At 59.3% G+C, this 20590-nt stretch carries 18 protein-coding genes; 9 read left to right on the top strand and 9 right to left on the bottom strand.

Annotated features, from left to right (window positions below; translation table 11 throughout):
* Position 1: 1 nt before the first annotated feature.
* Both FHN83_RS04025 and FHN83_RS04020 read right to left on the bottom strand, forming a co-directional pair.
* On the bottom strand, positions 2–433 hold the full coding sequence (locus FHN83_RS04025) for a tripartite tricarboxylate transporter TctB family protein (RefSeq protein ID WP_039030993.1): 432 nt from the start codon (positions 431–433) through the stop codon (positions 2–4).
* Positions 434–444: 11 nt separating this feature from the next.
* On the bottom strand, positions 445–1425 hold the full coding sequence (locus FHN83_RS04020) for a Bug family tripartite tricarboxylate transporter substrate binding protein (RefSeq protein ID WP_039030994.1): 981 nt from the start codon (positions 1423–1425) through the stop codon (positions 445–447).
* 150 nt (positions 1426–1575) lie between these two features.
* Here FHN83_RS04020 and tctD point away from each other — a divergent pair, with 150 nt between their 5' ends.
* From tctD to yfaU, 8 genes are all read left to right on the top strand, one after another.
* The gene (tctD, locus tag FHN83_RS04015) at positions 1576–2250 is read left to right on the top strand and encodes a transcriptional regulator TctD (RefSeq protein ID WP_039030995.1); all 675 of its coding nucleotides are present in this window, start codon (positions 1576–1578) and stop codon (positions 2248–2250) included.
* Positions 2237–3646 carry a sensor histidine kinase gene (locus FHN83_RS04010; RefSeq protein ID WP_138369872.1) on the top strand — a complete coding sequence of 470 codons (1410 nt, stop codon included), beginning with the start codon at positions 2237–2239 and terminating at the stop codon, positions 3644–3646. The genes tctD and FHN83_RS04010 overlap by 14 nt, the downstream gene beginning before the upstream one ends.
* Positions 3647–3776: 130 nt before the next feature.
* Positions 3777–4319 (top strand): YfaZ family outer membrane protein, encoded by a 543-nt coding sequence (locus FHN83_RS04005; protein ID WP_039030997.1) that lies wholly within the window; start codon positions 3777–3779, stop codon positions 4317–4319.
* A 92-nt stretch (positions 4320–4411) separates the two neighbouring features.
* Positions 4412–5611 (top strand): nicotinamide mononucleotide deamidase-related protein YfaY, encoded by a 1200-nt coding sequence (locus tag FHN83_RS04000; protein WP_039030998.1) that lies wholly within the window; start codon positions 4412–4414, stop codon positions 5609–5611.
* Between the two features lie 200 nt (positions 5612–5811).
* Positions 5812–6594 (top strand): IclR family transcriptional regulator, encoded by a 783-nt coding sequence (locus tag FHN83_RS03995; protein ID WP_139563289.1) that lies wholly within the window; start codon positions 5812–5814, stop codon positions 6592–6594.
* A 13-nt stretch (positions 6595–6607) separates the two neighbouring features.
* A complete protein-coding gene (gene rhmD, locus FHN83_RS03990; RefSeq protein ID WP_139563288.1) occupies positions 6608–7813 on the top strand; it encodes an L-rhamnonate dehydratase in 1206 nt (401 codons plus the stop codon).
* Positions 7814–7863: 50 nt separating this feature from the next.
* Positions 7864–9153, top strand: a complete 1290-nt coding sequence (locus tag FHN83_RS03985; RefSeq protein ID WP_139563287.1) for an MFS transporter — start codon at positions 7864–7866, stop codon at positions 9151–9153.
* Between the two features lie 16 nt (positions 9154–9169).
* Entirely contained in the window at positions 9170–9970 is an 801-nt protein-coding gene (gene yfaU / locus FHN83_RS03980; RefSeq protein WP_139563286.1) for a 2-keto-3-deoxy-L-rhamnonate aldolase, read from the top strand.
* Between the two features lie 40 nt (positions 9971–10010).
* Here yfaU and glpC read toward each other — a convergent pair whose 3' ends face one another.
* From glpC to glpA, 3 genes are read right to left on the bottom strand one after another with little or no spacing between them, the layout of a single operon-like run.
* Positions 10011–11201, bottom strand: coding sequence for an anaerobic glycerol-3-phosphate dehydrogenase subunit GlpC (gene glpC, locus FHN83_RS03975; RefSeq protein ID WP_139563285.1), 1191 nt, complete (start codon positions 11199–11201; stop codon positions 10011–10013).
* Entirely contained in the window at positions 11198–12415 is a 1218-nt protein-coding gene (glpB, locus tag FHN83_RS03970; protein ID WP_139563284.1) for a glycerol-3-phosphate dehydrogenase subunit GlpB, read from the bottom strand. Before glpB ends, glpC begins: the two co-directional genes overlap by 4 nt.
* Positions 12405–14033: an anaerobic glycerol-3-phosphate dehydrogenase subunit A gene (gene glpA / locus FHN83_RS03965; RefSeq protein ID WP_139563283.1), complete on the bottom strand. Its 1629-nt coding sequence runs from the start codon at positions 14031–14033 to the stop codon at positions 12405–12407. Before glpA ends, glpB begins: the two co-directional genes overlap by 11 nt.
* A 251-nt stretch (positions 14034–14284) precedes the next feature.
* Between glpA and glpT the strand changes: the two genes are divergently transcribed.
* Positions 14285–15637 (top strand): glycerol-3-phosphate transporter, encoded by a 1353-nt coding sequence (gene glpT, locus FHN83_RS03960; protein ID WP_138369879.1) that lies wholly within the window; start codon positions 14285–14287, stop codon positions 15635–15637.
* A 101-nt stretch (positions 15638–15738) separates the two neighbouring features.
* Here glpT and yfaE read toward each other — a convergent pair whose 3' ends face one another.
* The 4 genes from yfaE to ubiG form a co-directional block, all read right to left on the bottom strand.
* Positions 15739–15993 (bottom strand): class I ribonucleotide reductase maintenance protein YfaE, encoded by a 255-nt coding sequence (gene yfaE, locus FHN83_RS03955; RefSeq protein ID WP_138369880.1) that lies wholly within the window; start codon positions 15991–15993, stop codon positions 15739–15741.
* Positions 15993–17123, bottom strand: a complete 1131-nt coding sequence (nrdB, locus tag FHN83_RS03950) for a class Ia ribonucleoside-diphosphate reductase subunit beta (protein WP_039031007.1) — start codon at positions 17121–17123, stop codon at positions 15993–15995. The genes yfaE and nrdB overlap by 1 nt, the downstream gene beginning before the upstream one ends.
* A gap of 100 nt (positions 17124–17223) precedes the next feature.
* Positions 17224–19509, bottom strand: a complete 2286-nt coding sequence (gene nrdA, locus FHN83_RS03945) for a class 1a ribonucleoside-diphosphate reductase subunit alpha (protein ID WP_039031008.1) — start codon at positions 19507–19509, stop codon at positions 17224–17226.
* A gap of 333 nt (positions 19510–19842) precedes the next feature.
* Positions 19843–20571 carry a bifunctional 2-polyprenyl-6-hydroxyphenol methylase/3-demethylubiquinol 3-O-methyltransferase UbiG gene (gene ubiG, locus FHN83_RS03940; protein ID WP_039031009.1) on the bottom strand — a complete coding sequence of 243 codons (729 nt, stop codon included), beginning with the start codon at positions 20569–20571 and terminating at the stop codon, positions 19843–19845.
* Positions 20572–20590: the final 19 nt, after the last annotated feature.

Here is a 20590-nt window from a genome sequence, read left to right as displayed (position 1 = left end):
GTTAGTTAAACCAGGCGCCGAGGGGCAACGTCACGTCCAGCAGGCGGTCGAAGGCGTACCAGAGTAAAATGCCCAGCACGACCCCGGAGATCCCCGCCGCAGGCAGCGAGGCGTTAAACAGCATGCCAATCACCATCGTCAGCAGGGCGGTGGCAATCGGGAAGCCGAGCCACTCAAAGCCCCACGCGTAGGTCAACAGAACAATCACCATCACCAGCAGACGTTGCAGGGTGCGGCGTAGCGGCCACTGCACGTCATCCGGCTGTCGCAGCAGCAGGGCGACGGAGCAGAGCAGCATCAGGCCGACAATGCCCATCGGGAAAGGGCGAGGCCCCACGGGTTCATAGCTGTATTCGCTGTGGATCTGCCAGGCGACGAACAGCCCGCCAATGCAGAGCAGCAGCCAGATCCCGGCAAAAATACGATCGCTCATAGCGCCTCCGGTTATTTCGCCAGTCCAAAGGCTTTCGCCTGCTCGCGGTAGTCATTCACCTGTTTTTTAACGTACTCATCCAGCTGCTTGCCGTTGAGGTTAAACTCAAACAGCCCGCGCAGATCGCGCTGTTTCTTAAACTCTTCGGTCTGCTGAAGTTTGTTGAACGCGTCGACCCACCACTGGTACTCGGCATCGGTCACTTTTGGCCCGACGAAGAATCCGCGGATGATTGGCCAGACCAGGTTATAGCCCTGCTCTTTGGCGGTCGGGACGTTCGCCAGCTGCCCCGGCAGACGGTTTTCCGAGAAGACCGCCAGCACGCGGATTTTATCGCCGCTCAGGTAGGGCACCATTTCACTGAGATCGCCCGAGACAGCCTGAACGTGATTGCCCATCAGCGCCGTGACGGGCTCGCCGCCGCCCTCAAACGCCACATAGCGCATCTTGTGTGGATCCACTTTTGCCTGCTGCGCCAGCAGGGCGGCTTTCATCCAGTCCTGGCTGCCGATCGATGCCCCCGCGCCAATCACTACGCTGTTCGGATCTTTTTCCATGGCGGTCAGCAGATCCTGAAGGGATTTCCACGGGGAGTCTGCCCGCACGGCAATCATGCCGTAATCGGTGCCGACGGTGGCGAGCCAGCGCACGTCATCCACACCGTAGCGGCCAAATTTGCCCTGGGAGAGGTTCAGCAGCGAGCCGCCGGAAAAGGCCACCACGGTGCCCGCTTCGGCAGGGCGCTGGGCGACAATCGCGTTATAGGCCACCGCGCCCACGCCGCCGGGCATGTAGGTGACGCGCATCGGTTTTTCGATAGCCTTCGTCTCCAGCAGGCTGACCTGAATCAGCTTGCAGGTGAGATCAAAGCCGCCGCCTGGTTTAGCCGGGGCGATACATTCGGTGCGGGACGGGGCATCCTGCGCCTGGACGACAGAGGCACTCAACAGCAATACGCTTGCAGCAAGGGTAGAAAGTAATTGTTTTTTCATCGTTTATCCTCACGCCGGAGAACCGGGAGTACGGGTACAGGTCTTTTTTCTGATTATGTGAACCACCTTGTGGCGATTCCGTTGCGTGATTGTTAAAACATTAACCTTTCATTTCCCTTTCACTGCGACACCAACTTTACAGGATGTGATATGCGTCTCTTACTAGCGGAAGATAATCGTGAGCTGGCTCACTGGCTGGAGAAAGCGCTGGTGCAGGGTGGCTTCGCCGTGGACTGTGTTAACGACGGCCGGGCGGCCGACCATCTGTTGCAGGGTGAAAGCTATGCCGTCGCCGTCCTGGATATCGGCATGCCCGGTTTTGACGGGCTGGAGGTGGTCCATCGCCTGCGCAAGCGCGGCCAGACGCTTCCCGTGCTGTTTCTCACTGCCCGCAGCAACGTGGCGGACAGGGTGACAGGGTTGAATGCCGGGGCGGATGACTATCTGCCGAAGCCGTTCGAGCTGGAGGAGCTTGATGCCCGGCTGCGTGCCCTGCTGCGCAGAAGCGAAGGGCGGACTCAGGAGCGTCAGCGCCTGGGGGAGCTGGAGTACGACGATGAAGGCTTTTTTCTGCTGCGCGATGAGCCGCTCTCCCTGACGCCGCGCGAGCTCTCTCTGCTGAAAGTGTTGATGCATCGCCGGACCCGACCCGTCTCACGACAGCAGCTTTTCGACCAGGTGTTCAGCCTGAACGACGACGTCAGCCCGGAGAGTATCGACCTCTATATCCATCGCCTGCGCAAAAAGCTGAGCGGCAGCGGGGTGCGGGTAACCACCCTGCGCGGGCTTGGCTACGTGCTGGAGTGCGGCGATGAGGTGGGTTAAGCCGCAGTCACTTTACTTTCAGCTGCTGCTTTTTCTGGGCCTGCCGTTGCTGCTGTTGTGGGGATTGTCCGCGTTTAACAGCTACGTCAGCGCACTGCAGGCGGCGACGCAGGCCTACGACCGCACCCTGCTATCCTCGGCGCGGACGGTCTCCGAGCGGCTGGTGGTTCATGACGGCAGGCTCGAGGTGAATGTGCCCTGGGTGGTGCTCGACAGCTTTGAGCTCAACATGAACGACCGGCTTTACTACAAGGTGGTCGCCCCCGACGGGCGGGTGATCTCCGGTTATGACGATCTGCCGAAGATGCCCCCTTCAACGTCGCGTACCACGCTCTACCCGGCGCTGGCCTGGTTTTATCATACCGAATACCGCGGGCAGGCGATCCGCGTGGCGAAACTGCTCCAGCCCGTCAACGAGGACGGTATTGTCGGCATGGCGGAGATCTATGTCGCCGAAACGCTACAGTCCCGTCGCTATCTCGCCAGCAGCTTGCTGTTCTCGTCATGGGTATCTCAGGGGATGCTGGTCCTGCTGACGCTGATTTTAACCGCCTGGCTGTTGCGCCGCGTGCTGCGCCCGATGCGCCAGCTTTCATCCCTGATGGTCCGGCGCGAACCGGGGGTGCTGGCCCCGCTGCCCGAGCTGCTGCCCTGGTCAGAAACCCGACTGCTGATCGTGGCCTTCAACCGCTATATTGACCGGCTACGCGGGGTGCTTTCGCGCCAGGAGCGCTTCAATGCCGATGCCTCTCACCAGCTCAAAACACCCTTAGCGGTGCTGAAAACCCAGGTCTCGGTTGCCCTGACGCGGGACGATCCGGCGCTGTGGCAGGAGAGCTTACGGGCGATGAACGTGACGCTGGATAACACCATCGTGCTGACCGAGCGCCTGTTACAGCTTGCGGCGGTGAAGCGTAAAGAGCAGGAGGAGCACCCGTTTGCCGCCGTCGATCTGGTGCAGGTGGTGCAGAATTGCTGCTTCTCCCGGCTGGCGCAGGCGCGCAGCAAAGCGATCGATCTGGGATACGACGGTGAGCAGCAGCCGGTGATAATCGAAGGAGATGAAGTTTTGCTGGGCGAGCTGTGCGCCAATCTGCTGGAAAATGCGATTAAATACACGCCGGAGCAGGGGATGGTGACGGTGTACCTGCGCACCCATAACGGCGCGGTTGAGCTGAGCGTGGAAGACAGCGGCCCGGGAATAGCCGAGGATCTGATCCCGCAGGCCATGCTGCCGTTTCGCCGTCTGGATAACGTGGGCGATGCCAGCGGATCGGGCATCGGTCTGGCGCTGGCGAGCGATATTGCCCGCCTGCACCGCAGCCATCTTCAGCTGTCGCGCAGCGAAACCTCTGGCGGGCTGTGCGTCAAAATGCGTTTTCTCCTGATGGCATAAAGGCAGATATTATCAAATCGTTACAAACTAATTGTCTGACGCACGCAGAGTCCATTGATCCCTGAGAGTCTCAGGGTAAAATCTCGCGGTTTTGGGACATTCATGAATAAAATTGTGCGGGATCACGACAATGAAAAAAGTGGCATTACTGGGCTTAAGCGGCCTGATGTTTGTATCTGCGGCGGCTAACGCTATCTCCTTTAACGGCTCGGCGGGCGAGGACTATACCCACCTGGGCTTTGGTCTTGGCACGGATAGCGCAGGTCTGGCGATGACCGGCGGCTGGACGCATAACGATGACGACGGCGATGCGGCAAGCCTGGGGCTGGGGTTCAATATCCCTCTTGGTCCATTCCTCGCAACCGTCGGCGGTAAAGGCATTTACACCAACCCGAACGACGGCGACGAAGGCTACGCGGCAGCGGTCGGCGGCGGCCTGCAGTGGAAAATTGGCGACAGCTTTGGGCTGTTCGGCGAGTACTACTACTCTCCGGACTCCCTCTCCAGCGGTATCGACAGCTATGAAGAAGCCAACGCCGGTGCGCGCTGGACCATTATGCGTCCGATTACCATTGAAGCGGGCTACCGCTACCTGAACCTGGCGGGCAAAGATGGCAACCGCGACAACGCCATTGCTGATGGCCCGTACGTGGGCGTGAGCGCAGGCTTCTGATCCCTTCGGCGCGGCGTTCTGCCGCGCCTGTTTCTCTCCCTCTCCCCGCCGATTGCGTTATAGTGTTTTCACCACCTAAGCGGGAGAACACAATGATAAACGTGGAGATGCTGTCCACTGGCGATGAAGTGCTGCATGGACAAATTACCGATACCAATGCGGCCTGGCTGGCTGATATTTTCTTTGAACAGGGATTGCCGTTAACGCGGCGTAATACGGTGGGTGACTCGCTTGAGGCACTGGTTAACGTTTTGCGCGAGCGCAGCGAACACGCCGACGTGCTGATTGTGAATGGCGGGCTCGGCCCCACCAGCGACGATCTGAGCGCGCTGGCCGCCGCCACGGCAAAAGGCGAAGAGCTGGTGCTGCACACCGAGTGGCTCAGCCATATGGAACGTTTCTTCAGCGACCGCGGCAGGGTGATGGCGCCCAGCAACCGCAAGCAGGCCGAAATCCCGGCCAGCGCGGAGCTGGTGGATAACCCGGTTGGCACCGCATGCGGCTTTGCTATTCAGCTTAACCGCTGTCTGATGTTCTTCACCCCCGGCGTGCCCTCCGAATTTAAGGTGATGGTCGAACAGGAGATCCTGCCGCGACTGCGGGCCCGTTTTACCCTTCCTGAACCGCCGATTTGCCTGCGTCTTACTACCTTTGGCCGCTCCGAAAGCGATCTGGCCCAGAGCCTCGATCATCTCGCTTTACCGCCGGGCGTCACGATGGGGTATCGCTCTTCGATGCCGATTATCGAACTGAAACTCACCGGCCCGGCGACGGAAAAAGCCGCGATGCTGGCGCTGTGGCCAGAAGTTCAGCGCGTCGCGGGTGAGAATCTGATTTTTGAAGGTACCGAGGGGTTACCGGCGCAGATCGTTCGTGAACTGCAGGCCCGTCAGCTAGGCCTGACCCTGAGCGAGCAGTTCACCGGCGGGCTTCTGGCTCTGCAGTTATCCCGCGCCAACGCCTCGCTGCTGGCAAGCGAAGTGGTGCCTTCTCAGGAAGAGACCCTGGCGCAAACCGCGCACTGGGCCGCCGAACGTCGGGTGAACCACTTCGCCGGGCTGGCGCTGGCGATCTCCGGGCTGGAAGAGGAGCATCTTAACTTTGCCCTTTCTACTCCCGAAGGCACCCACGGCCTGCGCGTCAAAATGAGCGCCACGCGCTACAGCCTGGCGGTACGTCAGGAGGTCTGTGCGATGATGGCGCTGAATATGCTGCGTCGCTGGCTGAACGGCAAACCGGTTGCCAGCGAGCATGGCTGGATCAACGTGGTTGAGTCGCTGTTCCTGCCGTAACAGTTGCGCGCCGGGCTCCCCGCCCGGCGCCTGTTTGTCCAACCTGTTGTACTCGCCAGATTTTTTTCCGTGCTGTTTATCACATAATTCCACTGCTGCTTGTCCAGCAGGCTGGATAGCGCGCGAGATTTGAACTCGCTCACAAATAAACTCCCTCACAGCCGCAACACTGATTCCAGTATTCAGGACTGGAGTCCACTATGCTGGAATCAAGCAAAGTACCGGCGCTGACCCGCGCCATTGATATTCTCAATACCATTGCCCGTCTGGGGCCGTGCAGCGCCGCGACCATCATCGAGGAGCTCGGCATCCCGAAAAGCACCGCCTATCTGCTGCTGGGTGAGCTGAGAAAACAGCGCTTTCTGAGCCTCGATAACCAGGATAACTACTGCCTGTGGACCAAGCTGGTGGAGCTGGCAGGCCAAGCCGTCAGCCGGATGGATCTGCGCGAGCTGGCGCGCCCGCGTCTGACCCGGTTGATGGACGAATGCGGCATGCTGTGCCACCTCGGCATCATCGATCACGATAACGCCTACTATATTCTGAAGATCGAGTCCCCGGCCACCATCAGCGTGCGCTCCCATGAGGGCAAAAGCCTGTCGCTCTCCCGCTCGGGCATTGGCAAGTGTCTGCTTGCCTGGCAACCCACCCAGACGCAGGAGGCAATTATCGCCGGTCTGAGCTGGGAGCGAGCCACCCCGACCACCATTACCGATCCCGGGCAGCTGCGGAGCGAGCTGGCACGCATTCGCGCCAGGGGCTGGAGCTTTGATAACGGCGAAGACTACCCCGACGTGCGCTGCGTGGCGGCCCCGGTCGTTAATGCCAGCAACGAACTCACCGCGGCGATCTCGGTGGTGGGCACCCGGCTGCAAATCAACGAGGACAACCGCGACTACCTGGCCGGTAAAGCCATTGCCTGCGCGAAAGACATTTCCCGCTTACTGGGCTGGAAAAGCCCCTTCGAACAACACGCCTCATAAAATGGAGAACATCATGACCCTACCAAAGATTAAACAGATCCGCGCCTGGTTCACCGGTGGCGCTACGGCAGAGAAGGGCGCTGGCGGCGGCGATTATCACGACCAGGGGGCTAACCACTGGATCGACGACCACATCGCCACCCCGATGAGCAAATACCCGCAGTATGAGCAGTCGCGCCAGTCGTTCGGCATTAACGTCCTCGGTACGCTGATTGTCGAAGTGGAGGCCGACAACGGCCAGACCGGTTTTGCCGTCTCCACCGCAGGAGAGATGGGCTGCTTTATCGTGGAGAAACACCTCAGCCGCTTTGTTGAGGGCAAGTGCGTCAGCGACATCAAGCTCATCCACGACCAGATGCTCGGGGCGACGATGTTCTATGCAGGCTCTGGCGGGCTGGTGCTGAACACCATCTCCTGCATCGACCTGGCGCTGTGGGATCTGTTCGGCAAGGTGGTTGGGCTGCCGGTCTACAAGCTGCTGGGCGGTGCGGTGCGGGATGAAATTCGTTTTTACGCCACCGGCGCGCGCCCGGACCTGGCGAAAGAGATGGGCTTCATCGGCGGTAAAATGCCGACTCACCGGGGGCCGCACGACGGCGACGCCGGGATCCGCCAGGATGTGGCGATGGTGGCGGAGTACCGGGAAAAATGTGGCCCTGATTTCTGGCTGATGCTGGACTGCTGGATGAGCCAGGATGTGAATTACGCCACGAAGCTGGCCCACGCCTGTGCGCCCTATAACCTGAAGTGGATTGAAGAGTGCCTGCCGCCGCAGCAGTATGAAGGCTACCGCGAGCTGAAGCGCAATGCCCCGCCGGGCATGATGGTGACCAGCGGCGAGCACCACGGCACCCTGCAGTCCTTCCGCACGCTATCGGAGACCGGGATCGACATCATGCAGCCGGACGTGGGCTGGTGCGGCGGCTTAACCACCCTGGTGGAGATCGCCGCCATCGCCAAAGCCCGTGGGCAGCTGGTGGTGCCGCACGGCTCGTCGGTCTACTCCCATCACGCGGTGATCACCTTCACCAACACGCCGTTCAGCGAATTCCTGATGACCAGCCCGGACTGCGCCACGCTGCGTCCGCAGTTTGACCCGATCCTGCTCGATGAACCGGTGCCGGTGAATGGCCGCATCCACAAATCGGTACTGGATAAACCCGGTTTCGGCGTCGAGCTCAACCGTGACTGCGCCCTGAAACGTCCTTACAGCCACTAAACCGCCGCGCCGCGCACCGGCGTGGCGTCACCGTTCACTGAGGATTGTCTATGAGTATGACTCTGCTTGACGGCGTGGTCAGGAAAAACCGCGCCCGTCTGATCCCGTTTATGCTGGCGCTGTACGTGCTGGCGTTTCTGGATCGCTCTAACATCGGCTTCGCCAAGGAGAGCTACCAGATCGATACCGGGCTCAGCAACGAAGCCTACGCCCTCGGGGCCGGGATCTTCTTTGTGGTCTATGCCCTGCTGGGGGTTCCCGCCAACCTGCTGATGCGCAAATTCGGTGCCCGGACGTGGATTGGCACCACCACGCTGCTGTGGGGATTCCTCTCTGCGGCGATGGCGTGGGCCGATACCGAAAGCAAATTCCTGCTGATCCGCACCCTGCTGGGGGCGGCGGAAGCGGGCTTCTTCCCCGGCATGATTTACCTTACCTCCCAGTGGTTCCCCCAGCGCAACCGCGCCAGCATCATGGGGCTGTTCTACATGGGCGCGCCGCTGGCGCTGTCGCTCGGATCGCCGCTCTCCGGCGCGCTGCTGGAGATGCATGGCTTTATGGGCCATCCCGGCTGGTTCTGGATGTTTGTTATCGAAGGGCTGATCGCCGTGGGGGCCGGGGTCTTCACCTTCTTCTGGCTTGACGATACACCGCAGCAGGCACGCTTCCTGAACGCAGAGGAGAAACAGGCGCTGATCAACCAGTTGGCGAGTGAAGAGCAGAGCAAAGCGACGTCACGCCTGAGGGATGCCCTGCGCAATGGCCGGGTCTGGCAGCTGGCCTTTATCTACATGACCATTCAGATTGCCGTCTACGGGCTGATCTTCTTCCTGCCGACCCAGGTCGCTGCGTTGCTTGGCACCAAAGTGGGCTTTACCGCCTCGGTGGTGGCGGCGATCCCGTGGGTTGCGGCGCTGTTTGGCACCTGGCTTATCCCGCGTTATTCCGACCGCACCGGCGAACGGCGCAACATCGCCACCCTGACGCTGCTGGCTGCCGGTATTGGGGTGGGTGTGTCGGGGCTGGTGTCGCCGGTACTGGCGATAATGGCCCTGTGCGTGGCCGCGGTGGGGTTCATTGCCGTGCAGCCGGTCTTCTGGACCATGCCGACGCAGCTGCTCTCCGGCACCGCGCTGGCGGCAGGGATTGGCTTCGTCAACCTGTTTGGCGCGGTGGGCGGTTTTCTCGCCCCGCTCATCCGGGTGGAAGCCCAGAACGTCTTTGGCAGCGATGCCGCCGGGCTGCTGGCGCTGGCCGCCATCGCCATTCTCGGTTCGCTGGCGATCTTCGTGCTGGGAGTGACCCGCTCCGTGCCGCAGGCCGACCGCATACATCATTAATTTTCAGGGAGTTATTATGCAGAACGTTCTTTCTAACCCTTTTAAGCAGGCCCTGCGAAACGGCGAACCGCAGATTGGGCTGTGGCTGAGTTCCACCTCGTCCTACATGGCGGAGATAGCGGCAACCTCAGACTATGACTGGCTGTTAATCGACGGGGAGCATGCGCCTAACACCGTTCAGGATCTCTACCACCAGCTGCAGGCGATTGCCCCTTATGCCAGCCAGCCGGTGATCCGCCCGGTTGACGGCGAGCGCAGCCTGATCAAACAGGTGCTGGATATTGGTGCCAGAACGCTGCTGATCCCGATGGTCGACAGCGCAGAGCAGGCGCGGGAGATCGTCTCGGCTACGCGCTATCCGCCGCTGGGCACGCGCGGTGTCGGGGCAGGGGTGGCGCGAGCGGCGCGCTGGGGACGAGTCGAAAATTACATGGCTCAGGCCAATGACGAGCTCTGCCTGCTGATTCAGGTGGAGAGCAAAACGGCGCTGGATAACCTGGATGCGATCCTGGAAGTGGAGGGGATTGACGGCGTGTTTATCGGTCCGGCCGATCTGTCGGCGTCGCTGGGTTATCCGGACAACGCCGGGCACCCGGAAGTCCAGGCGATTATCGAGCGCAGCATTCGCCGCATTTGTGCTGCGGGTAAAGCCGCAGGCTTTCTTGCGGTCGATCCACAGATGGCGCAAAAGGCGCTGAGCTGGGGGGTGACCTTTGTTGCGGTAGGCGTGGACACCATGCTCTACACCGACGCCCTCGACAGGCGACTGGCGATGTTCAAAACACCGTTATCCGCGGCCAGTAAAACGAGTTATTAATCAGGGGGAGCCCGGCAGTGACGTTCTGCCGGGCGCTTGCTTAAACCAGCGCCTGTGCCAGCAGGCTAATGGGATGCTCGCAGCGCTTGTGGGTGGACATCTCAATCTGCCATTTACAGGTTTCACAGTCGGTCACCACAAGATCCGCGCCGCTCTCCTCAATCTGGCGGAACAGCGGGGCACCGATTGCCTGTGATGTTTCGTAGTTTTCCCGCTTAAAGCCGTAGGTGCCCGCGATGCCGCAGCAGCGCGAATCCAGCACCGTTAGCTCAAGGCCCGGAATTAACCGCAGCAGCTCCAGCGTATAGAGAGCCCAGCCCATCTTTTCCATATGGCATGGCGTGTGATAGACCACTTTCAGCGGTAACGCCTTCAGGGGCAACGTCTGTCCGCCGTCCAGCTTGCGCCACAGAAAGCGCGTCGCCAGCTCGATATGTTCCCGCAGGCCGCTGTTATCGACATCCAGCAGGTGCGGATACTCATCGCGCAGCGTAAAAGTACAGGTGGACGAGGTCGCCAGCACCGGGATCCCCTTGTCGACAATGGCCTCGCGCAGCGACGAAACGTTGCTTTTTGCCTGCCTGCGCGCTTTATCCGTAAACCCGTTGGCGATGAGCGGGACGCCGCAGCACTTCTCTTTGCTGAGAAGCTGTACCCCGGTCCCCATGGCGTTAAGCACTTTCAGCAGATCTTTTCCCAGCTGCGGATGGTTGTAGTTCACGTAACAGCCGTGGAAGAAGGCGACCTGTTCGGCAAACTGCGCCTGTTCCGCCGCAACGGATTTATACCAGCGGCGGAAAGTCCCGTGAGAATATTTTGGCAGGCTGCGGTGATGGTCGATTTTAAGCGTGGCGTCCAGCAGCTTGCGCACCGGCTCGAGTGAGGTAGCGGCATTCACCAGCGGGGCAAAGGGCGTTGAGAGGCTGCCCATCAGATCGGTATGGCTCAGAATGGCGTCCCGCAATGACGGTTTTTGCCTGCTGTAGCGTGCCCGGGCGCGCTGGATAATATCCCCGATGTTGACATCCGACGGGCAGGCCACCTCACAGCGTTTACAGTTGATGCAGTATTTCAGCGCCTCATCGTAGAGCCTGCCGTCCTTCAGGCGCAGGCGCTCGCCGTCGGGCCCCGCCTGCTTCGGACCGGGATAGCGCGGGTTCACGCCGCTGACCGGGCAGACCGTGGTGCAGACCGTGCATTTAATGCAGCTTTCGAAACGGGTATCGTTCATTGTTCAGCCTCCGTGCGCTGAATAATCTGCTCCGCAACGTAGAGTGCCGTTACGGCACAAACGCCGCCGCCACAGCCCTGGGTGATGGGATCGTAGCCGCCCAGCACGGAGCCGATGGCGAAAAGATTGCCGATCGCCTTACCGGAAAGCTGCGGGTGCAGATGGCTATCCACGATAACGCCGAACTGCTGCCAGGGCTGCGGCGTAAAGAAATCGCTCTGATACCAGTCCGCGCGAGACGGACTTTGCCTGACATTCAGTCCCAGAATGGCTTCCCGGATCCCCTCGCGGGTGCTGAGCAGCCCGTTGCTGAAGAAGCTGCCGCTTGCCAGCACGGTGAAGTGCGCGCGCAGGGGAATATCGCCATGGTTGCGCGTCCATACCTCGCTGACTGCCCCGTCGGTCAGGGTGATTTTTTTCACCTCGTCTCCCGCCATCCACACGCCGCCCTGCGCCACAAATTTGCGCTGGAGCTGGGTATGGAGGCGAATGCCGGGCACCGAAGGGGGAAGCCCAGGCAGTAACCCGAGCGTGCAGGGCAGGCGATCCGAAAGCCAGCGCCAGAGCCTGTTGTCGCTTAAGCCAAAGCAGGCGGGCATAAAGAGCGCGTCACATGTTTCGCCGAGCGGCCTGAGGGCGTCGTACAGCAGCGACCATCTCTCCTCGTTATCCAGAAAACGGGCGATGTTCACCGCGCGAAACTCGCTCGGGTTATCGCGCAGGACATCCAGTTCGGGCAGCTCAATCTCGGCCGCCTCGGCGTTAACGCCCTGGCGACACAGCGATGCCGCCGCAAGATGTGCCTGAAAATCAAGAAAACCGCTGATGCCCACCACCCGCACGCGCGCGGCATTAAAGGGGGCAACGGGCACCTCTTCAGGGCTGAGCCAGGCAGAGCGCAGTTTGCCAAGCGGCGTGACCCGCTGATGATTTTGCCTGGCGCTCCCCTGCAGACGCGCGCCGCACTCCGCCAGCAGCGCTTCGGTTTCCAGCGCCAGGCGGTCAATATGCTGCGCACCGGTCAGATGATAAGGGTGCTCCGGCGGCAGTTTATCGCGGCACCTTTCGTCCACCAGATCCAGCGAGCCCGAGGAGAAGTGCAGGGCGCTCTGGCCCCGGGTGATAATGGCGCAGCGCAGCCCCTGCTTCGTGAGTTTGATGCCGCAGAGCAAGCCCGCCAGCCCGCCGCCGACAATCACCGTATCAAATTTCATCCTGTTGCTCCTTCTCAAGACCGCAAAGCCCCTGGTAGACCCAGCGGGTAAACTCGGTTTCGCGCAGGGCATCGCCCCAGGCGACGGGCTGAATGCCTTTCCAGCGTTCATTCAGAAAAGCGCTGAGCTGATCCAGCGACTGGGTGGCGGTAGTGGTGTTAAAACGCTGCAACAACCCGGCGGCACGACAGGCGCAGAGTTCGCCCTGGCAGGTGCCCATGCCCACGCGGGTGCGGCGACGGAGATCGAGCAGGCTATTGACCGTCAGGTTCTCCACCGCGTACTGCACTTCACCGGCGGTAACGGCTTCACATTCGCAGACCAGACTGCGGCTAAGCCGCCCTTCACCCAGCCAGGCCGGCGTCCTGTCGCCATGGCGATAGACGGCCGACCCGCGCAGCGGGGCAGGGAGGGAGATGATCTTTTGCAGCGTTTTCTCGGTGGGCTGCCGCGATCCGGGCAGCGGTTGTTCTGCGGTGACGCACGGCTGGCTATTGCCCAGCTTGCGGCAGACGGCATCGGTCGCAAGCTGGGCCATCAGACGGTAGGTCATCAGCTTGCCGCCGGTAATGGTAATGAACCCCTCCATGCCGTCGCGCTCAGCGTGATCGAGAAGCACGATGCCCCGGCTAACGTTACGTCCGCTCGGATCGTTATCGCTGGCGACCAGCGGACGTACTCCGGCATAGGCACGGAGAATGCGGGTCTGCGCCATCACCGGGGCCAGTTTTTCCCCTTCGCGCAGCAGGATATCCACCTCTTCGGCGGTCACGCGATTGTCATCAATCTGGCTGTAGTCGACGTGGGTCGAGGTCGTCCCGATTAACGAAATGGTATCGCCGGGGACGAGGATATCGGCATCGGACGGTTTGCGGCAGCGGTTGATCACGTGGTTATTAATACGGTGGTCGAGGATCAGCAGCGAGCCTTTTGCCGGGAACATGCGAACCGACAGGTCGGCGTATTCCGCGATGCGCTGTCCCCAGATCCCAGCGGCATTAACGACCACGGAGGCAAACAGCTCGCTCTGTTCGTTGTATTGCGCGTTAAACAGCCGCACGCCACAGATGCGATCGCCTTCGCGGATAAGCCCGGTGACGTCGTGTCCGGTCAGAATGCGCGCGCCATGCTCGCGGGCGTCCAGCATATTGGCGGCCGTCAGGCGAAAAGGATCAACCGTACCGTCAGGCACTTTCACCGCCCCCGTCAGAGCCGGGTTGACCGAGGGCTCAATGCGGCGCGCGAGGGCCGGGTCGATGGCCTCGGCCACAATCCCCGCCGCCCGGCAGGCGGTAATAAAGGTCGACTGAAAGGCGAGATCGTCTTCGGGAAGGGTGATAAACAGACCGTCGGTCGGTTCGATGCAGTGGCGGGCGATGCGCCGCAGGATCTGATTTTCGGCAATACACTCGCGTGCGGATTCACCGTCGGTAACCGCATACCGCGCGCCGCTGTGCAGCAGACCGTGGTTACGACCGGTTGCGCCTGTCGCAATATCATGGCGCTCCAGAAGCGTGACGCTCAGGCCGCGAAGGGCGCAATCGCGTGCGATCCCGGCACCCGTTGCACCACCGCCAATGATAATCACATCGCTGTAACCTGGATCGTGAATTGTCATTGTCATCCCTCAGTGTTCGTTTTTTATCATTTAGCCACATGAAAACTGTGGTTTGTTTGATTTCGAACACAAACGAGCGAAATTCGAAACTGAAACAGTGTTTTGTGCGCCTTTTTGCGCATTTTGTCATATTTCTGTAACAATCTGTGCGTTGATTCACAGTAACAATCACCGTGATTTCTTAACATCCCCGCCTCTGGAATTCAGGTGCGAGCCACCTGCTCATTCACTTCAAGGCCACGGAGGCTGTCATGCTCAGTATCTTCAAACCTGCGCCGCACAGGGCGCGTCTGCCTGAGGCAGAAATAGATCCGCTCTACCGCCGTCTGCGTTGGCAAATTTTCCTGGGGATCTTCTTCGGGTACGCGGCGTACTACCTTGTACGTAAAAACTTTGCGCTCGCCATGCCGTATCTGGTGGAGCAGGGCTTCTCCCGTGGCGATCTCGGCTTCGCGCTGTCGGGGATCTCTATCGCCTACGGGTTTTCCAAATTCATTATGGGCTCCGTGTCGGATCGCTCGAATCCGCGCGTGTTCCTGCCCGCCGGTCTGATCCTGGCGGCAGCGGTGATGCTGTTTATGGGCTTTGTTCCCTGGGCAACCTCCAGCATTGCCATCATGTTCGTCCTGCTGTTCCTCTGCGGCTGGTTCCAGGGCATGGGGTGGCCGCCATGCGGACGCACCATGGTGCACTGGTGGTCGCAAAAAGAGCGTGGCGGCATTGTGTCGGTGTGGAACTGCGCCCATAACGTGGGTGGCGGTATTCCGCCTCTGCTGTTCCTGCTGGGGATGGCCTGGTTCAACGACTGGCACGCTGCGCTCTATATGCCTGCCTTCGGCGCCATCGTGGTGGCGATTATCGCTTTCGCTCTGATGCGCGACACGCCGCAGTCCTGTGGCCTGCCGCCGATTGAAGAGTACAAAAACGACTACCCGGATGATTACAGCGAGCAGCATGAAGAAGAGCTGACCGCAAAACAGATCTTCATGAAGTACGTGCTGCCTAACAAACTGCTGTGGTACATCGCGGTGGCGAACGTCTTCGTCTACCTGCTGCGTTACGGGATCCTCGACTGGTCACCGACCTACCTGAAAGAGGTGAAGCACTTCGCACTGGATAAATCGTCCTGGGCCTATTTCCTGTATGAATACGCCGGTATTCCCGGCACGCTGATTTGCGGCTGGATGTCGGACAAAGTGTTTAAAGGCAACCGTGGCGCAACGGGGGTGTTCTTCATGACCCTGGTGACCATCGCGACCGTTGTCTACTGGCTCAACCCGCCGGGTAATCCGGGTGTGGATATGGCCTGTATGATCGTTATCGGCTTCCTGATTTATGGTCCGGTTATGCTGATTGGTCTGCACGCTCTTGAACTGGCACCGAAAAAAGCGGCGGGGACGGCGGCAGGCTTTACCGGTCTGTTCGGCTACCTCGGCGGCTCTGTCGCAGCGAGCGCGATTGTCGGCTATACCGTTGACTTCTTCGGCTGGGACGGCGGCTTTATGGTGATGATTGGCGGGAGCGTGCTGGCGGTACTGCTGCTGATTGTGGTCATGATCGGTGAAAAACGTCACCACGCGGAAGTGCAGGCGCGTCGTCAATAAGGTGCAGGTTTATGGCTGGATAACCAGGTGGCGGCTTCGCCTGACCCGGCCTGTGAACTGCGGTTTTGTAGGTCGGGTAAGCGAAGCGCCACCCGACACAATCACATCTCGATCTCAATATCCCCTTTTGCCCGGCAGCAGCAGGGCAAAATTTCCCCTTCGTTGATAAAGGCCAGCGGTTCGGTGACCCAGTCAACCTGACCGGCAACCAGACGACAGCGGCAGGAGCCGCAGTAGCCTTCGCGGCACTGGTATTCAACGGCAATCTGATGGGATTCCAGCGCAATAAGCAGGGAGGGGTGCTCTTCCTGGCACAGAACTTCTGTGCCAGAAAGACGAAGCGTCACGCGGCTCATCAGAGCTGGAAATCGCTCAAATCGTCGGTGTTAACTTCAGAGTCAATCTGACCGACAAGGTAGGAGCTCACTTCCACTTCCTGCGGCGCAACCTGGACGTTATCGGACACCAGCCAGGTGTTGATCCACGGGATCGGGTTGGAGCGGGTCTGGAACGGCAGGTCGAGACCGACCGCCTGCATACGGATGTTGGTGATGTACTCCACGTACTGGCAGAGAATATCTTTGTTCAGGCCGATCATGGAGCCGCCCTGGAACAGATATTCCGCCCACTCTTTCTCCTGCTGGGCCGCCTGGACAAACAGGTCATAGCTCTCCTGTTTGCACTCTTCAGCAATCTCGGCCATCTCCGGATCGTCCACGCCGCTGCGCAGCAGGTTCAGCATATGCTGGGTGCCTGTCAGGTGCAGGGCTTCATCGCGGGCGATGAGGCGAATGATTTTGGCATTGCCTTCCATCAGCTCGCGTTCCGCGAAGGCGAAGGAGCAGGCGAAGCTGACGTAGAAGCGGATCGCTTCCAGCGCGTTCACGCTCATCAGGCACAGGTAGAGTTTTTTCTTCAGCTCACGCAGGTTCACGGTGACGGTTTTGCCGTTCACGCTGTGGGTGCCTTCACCCAGCAGATGCCAGTAGCTGGTCATCTCGATCAGGTCGTCATAGAAGTGGGAAATGCCTTCCGCGCGCTTCAGGATCTGGTCGTTGGTGACGATATCATCGAAGACAATCGCCGGATCGTTGACGATGTTACGGATGATATGGGTGTAGGAGCGGGAGTGGATCGTCTCGGAGAACGCCCAGGTCTCAACCCAGGTTTCCAGCTCCGGGATGGAGATCAGCGGCAGCAGGGCCACGTTCGGGCTGCGCCCCTGGATGGAATCCAGCAGGGTCTGATACTTCAGGTTGCTGAGGAAGATGTGCTTTTCGTGATCCGGCAGGGCCTGGAAGTCGATACGGTCGCGGGAAACGTCAACTTCTTCCGGACGCCAGAAGAAAGAGAGTTGCTTTTCGATCAGCTTTTCGAAGATGTCATATTTTTGCTGATCGTAGCGCGCCACGTTGACCGGCTGGCCGAAGAACATCGGCTCTTTGAGCTGGTCGTTTTTCGTCTGTGAAAAGGTGGTGTATGCCATTGAAGTGAGTCCTGTTGAAATTGTATTGCCCGGCGGCACTGCGTTTGCCGGGCCTACAAAACCGTAGGCCGGGTAAGCGTAGCGCCACCCGGCATTAACATTAAATCTTACATGCGCCGCTTTCGCAGCCGTCATCCTGAATAGATGGGACCAGATCGTCCTGCGCATCTTCCGCACCGTCGCGGGTGTTTTGATAGTACAGGGTTTTCACGCCAAATTTGTAGGCGGTGAGCAGGTCTTTCAGCAGCTGCTGCATCGGCACTTTCCCTGACGGGAAGCGTGACGGATCGTAGTTGGTGTTCGCAGAGATCGACTGGTCGATAAACTTCTGCATGATACCCACCAGCTGCAGGTAGCCGTCGTTATTTGGCATCTCCCACAGCAGCTCGTAGTTGTTTTTCAGCAGCTCGTAGTCCGGCACCACCTGGCGCAGGATCCCGTCTTTCGACGCTTTGATGCTGACATGACCGCGCGGCGGCTCAATACCGTTGGTAGCGTTGGAGATCTGCGAAGAGGTCTCGGACGGCATCAGGGCAGAGAGCGTGGAGTTACGCAGGCCGTGAGTCTTGATGGATTCGCGAAGCGCTTCCCAGTCAAGATGCAGCGGCTCATTGGCGATCGCATCCAGGTCTTTCTTGTAGGTGTCGATCGGCAGAATGCCTTTGGCGTAGGTGGTTTCGTTGAACCACGGGCAGGCACCCTGTTCGATGGCCAGCTCGTTGGAGGCTTTCAGCAGGTAGTACTGAATGGCTTCGAAGGTCTGGTGCGTCAGGTTGTTAGCGCTGCCGTCGGAGTAGCGTTTGCCGTTTTTCGCCAGCCAGTAAGCGTAGTTAATCACGCCAATACCCAGCGTACGACGACCCATCGCACCGCGTTTTGCTGCCGGGATAGGGTAATCCTGATAATCCAGCAGCGCATCCAGAGCACGTACCGCCAGCACCGCCAGCTCTTCCAGCTCGTCGAGGCTGTTGATTGCACCCAGGTTAAACGCGGAGAGCGTACAGAGGGCGATTTCGCCGTTTTCGTCGTTAACATCTTCCAGCGGTTTGGTCGGCAGGGCGATCTCCAGACACAGGTTGGACTGGCGCACTGGCGCTACCACCGGATCGAACGGGCTGTGGGTGTTGCAGTGGTCGACGTTCTGGATGTAGATACGGCCGGTAGAGGCACGTTCCTGCATCATCAGCGAGAACAGCTCAACCGCTTTCACGCGCTGCTTACGGATGCTGTCGTCGTTTTCGTACTGCACGTACAGACGCTCGAATTCGTCCTGATCGGCGAAGAAGGCGTCGTACAGGCCCGGGACGTCGGACGGGCTGAACAGGGTGATGTCACCGCCTTTCAGCAGACGGGTGTACATCAGCTTGTTGATCTGCACGCCGTAGTCCATGTGGCGCACGCGGTTGCCTTCCACGCCACGGTTGTTTTTCAGTACCAGCAGGCTTTCGACTTCCAGATGCCACATCGGGTAGAACAGGGTGGCCGCACCACCGCGCACGCCGCCCTGAGAGCAGGATTTCACCGCGGTCTGGAAGTGTTTGTAGAACGGGATACAGCCGGTGTGGAACGCTTCACCGCCGCGAATTGGGCTGCCCAGGGCACGAATACGACCGGCGTTGATGCCGATACCGGCACGCTGGGAAACGTATTTCACAATGGCGCTGGAGGTAGCGTTGATGGAATCCAGGCTGTCGCCGCACTCGATCAGCACGCAGGAGCTGAACTGGCGGGTTGGGGTGCGCACGCCAGACATGATCGGCGTTGGCAGAGAAATTTTAAAGGTGGAAACGGCATCGTAGAAACGCTTCACGTATTCCAGACGGGTTTCACGCGGGTAGTTAGAGAACAGGCAGGCCGCCACCAGAATGTAGAGGAACTGGGCGCTCTCGTAGATTTCGCCGGTCACGCGGTTCTGGACCAGGTATTTACCTTCCAGTTGCTTCACCGCGGCGTAGGAGAAGTTCATATCACGCCAGTGATCGATAAACCCGTCCATCTGCCTGAACTCTTCTTCCGTGTAGTCTTCCAGCAGATGCATGTCGTACTTGCCGAGCTCAACCATCTTCACCACATGATCGAACAGCGCTGGCGGCTCAAACTGGCCGTAGGCTTTTTTACGCAGGTGGAAAATCGCCAGACGGGCAGCGAGGTACTGATAATCCGGTGCTTCGCGGGAGATGAGATCCGCCGCGGCTTTGATAATGGTTTCGTGGATATCAGACGTTTTGATGCCGTCATAGAACTGGATATGGGAGCGCAGTTCAACCTGAGAAATCGATACGTTATTCAGCCCTTCTGCTGCCCAGTCGAGAACTCGATGGATTTTGTCCAGATTGATACGCTCGGTAGCACCGTCGCGCTTTGTCACCAGCAGACTCTGATTCATGTGGGTTTTTACCTGTCCGTGAAAAATGAAAATATCCCCTGCTTATCCACAGGCCTCTGTGGATAAATACTATATATAGGGGTTTTACGATAAGGATAACGCTAGATGGTGAGTATTCTAGTAAGGATTCTTTTCAGCACAAGAGTTGATTTTGAGGTTAAATTCAGGTTGCCAAAGCGTGATAAAGGCTAAGTCCACGAACCATAAGGCCTGGACGAGATGTCAATATTCAGCAAAAAAAAACGAAAATTTGATCGAGTGCTGATTTCTTCAACGCATGGCCAAGATTGCGCAACCTTTGCTGCGCAATCTTTATAAGAAATCTGAATGACGTTAGTCGTTTTTGGCGGTTGTGTGCAACATATAGTTAACATCCACGCCGGGTGCCAGTTTGAACTTGTCGGTGAGCGGATTGTAGTGCAGGCCGGTCATGTGCTGCTCTTTCAGCCAGGTGCCGTCGACCCAGCTCAGCAGTTCCGCCGGCTTGATGAATTTTTTCACGTCGTGAGTGCCTTTTGGCACCATCCGCAGCACATACTCTGCGCCGACTACCGCCATCAGCCACGCCTTGCCGTTGCGGTTGATGGTGGAGAAGAACACCTGGCCGCCCGGTTTCACCAGCGCCGCACAGGCTTTTACCACCGATTGCGGGTCGGGAACGTGCTCCAGCATCTCCATGCAGGTGACGACGTCATACTGCTGGGCGTGCTCCGCCGCGTGGGCTTCCACCGTTTCCTGCACGTACTCCACCTGAATACCGCTTTCCAGCGCGTGCAGACGTGCCACCTGCAGCGGCTCAAAGCCCATATCCAGTCCGGTTACCGTGGCGCCTTCTCGCGCCATGCTCTCGGCCAGGATGCCGCCGCCGCAGCCCACATCGAGCACCTTTTTACCGAACAGGCCGCCGGAACGCTCCGCGATATAGCCCAGGCGCAGGGGGTTAATGCGGTGCAACGGTTTGAACTCACCTTCAAGATCCCACCAGCGTGAGGCCACGGCTTCAAATTTGGCGATCTCTTCGTGGTCGACGTTTTGAGCCACCGGGGATTTTTCCGCATTCATGGACGCTTTTACTCCGTAA

It is taken from the genome of Leclercia adecarboxylata, from assembly GCF_006171285.1.
Taxonomy (GTDB): domain Bacteria; phylum Pseudomonadota; class Gammaproteobacteria; order Enterobacterales; family Enterobacteriaceae; genus Enterobacter; species Enterobacter barmai.
Note: the sequence above shows the minus strand (reverse complement) of the source record. Positions and strands in the feature narration are given on the sequence as shown.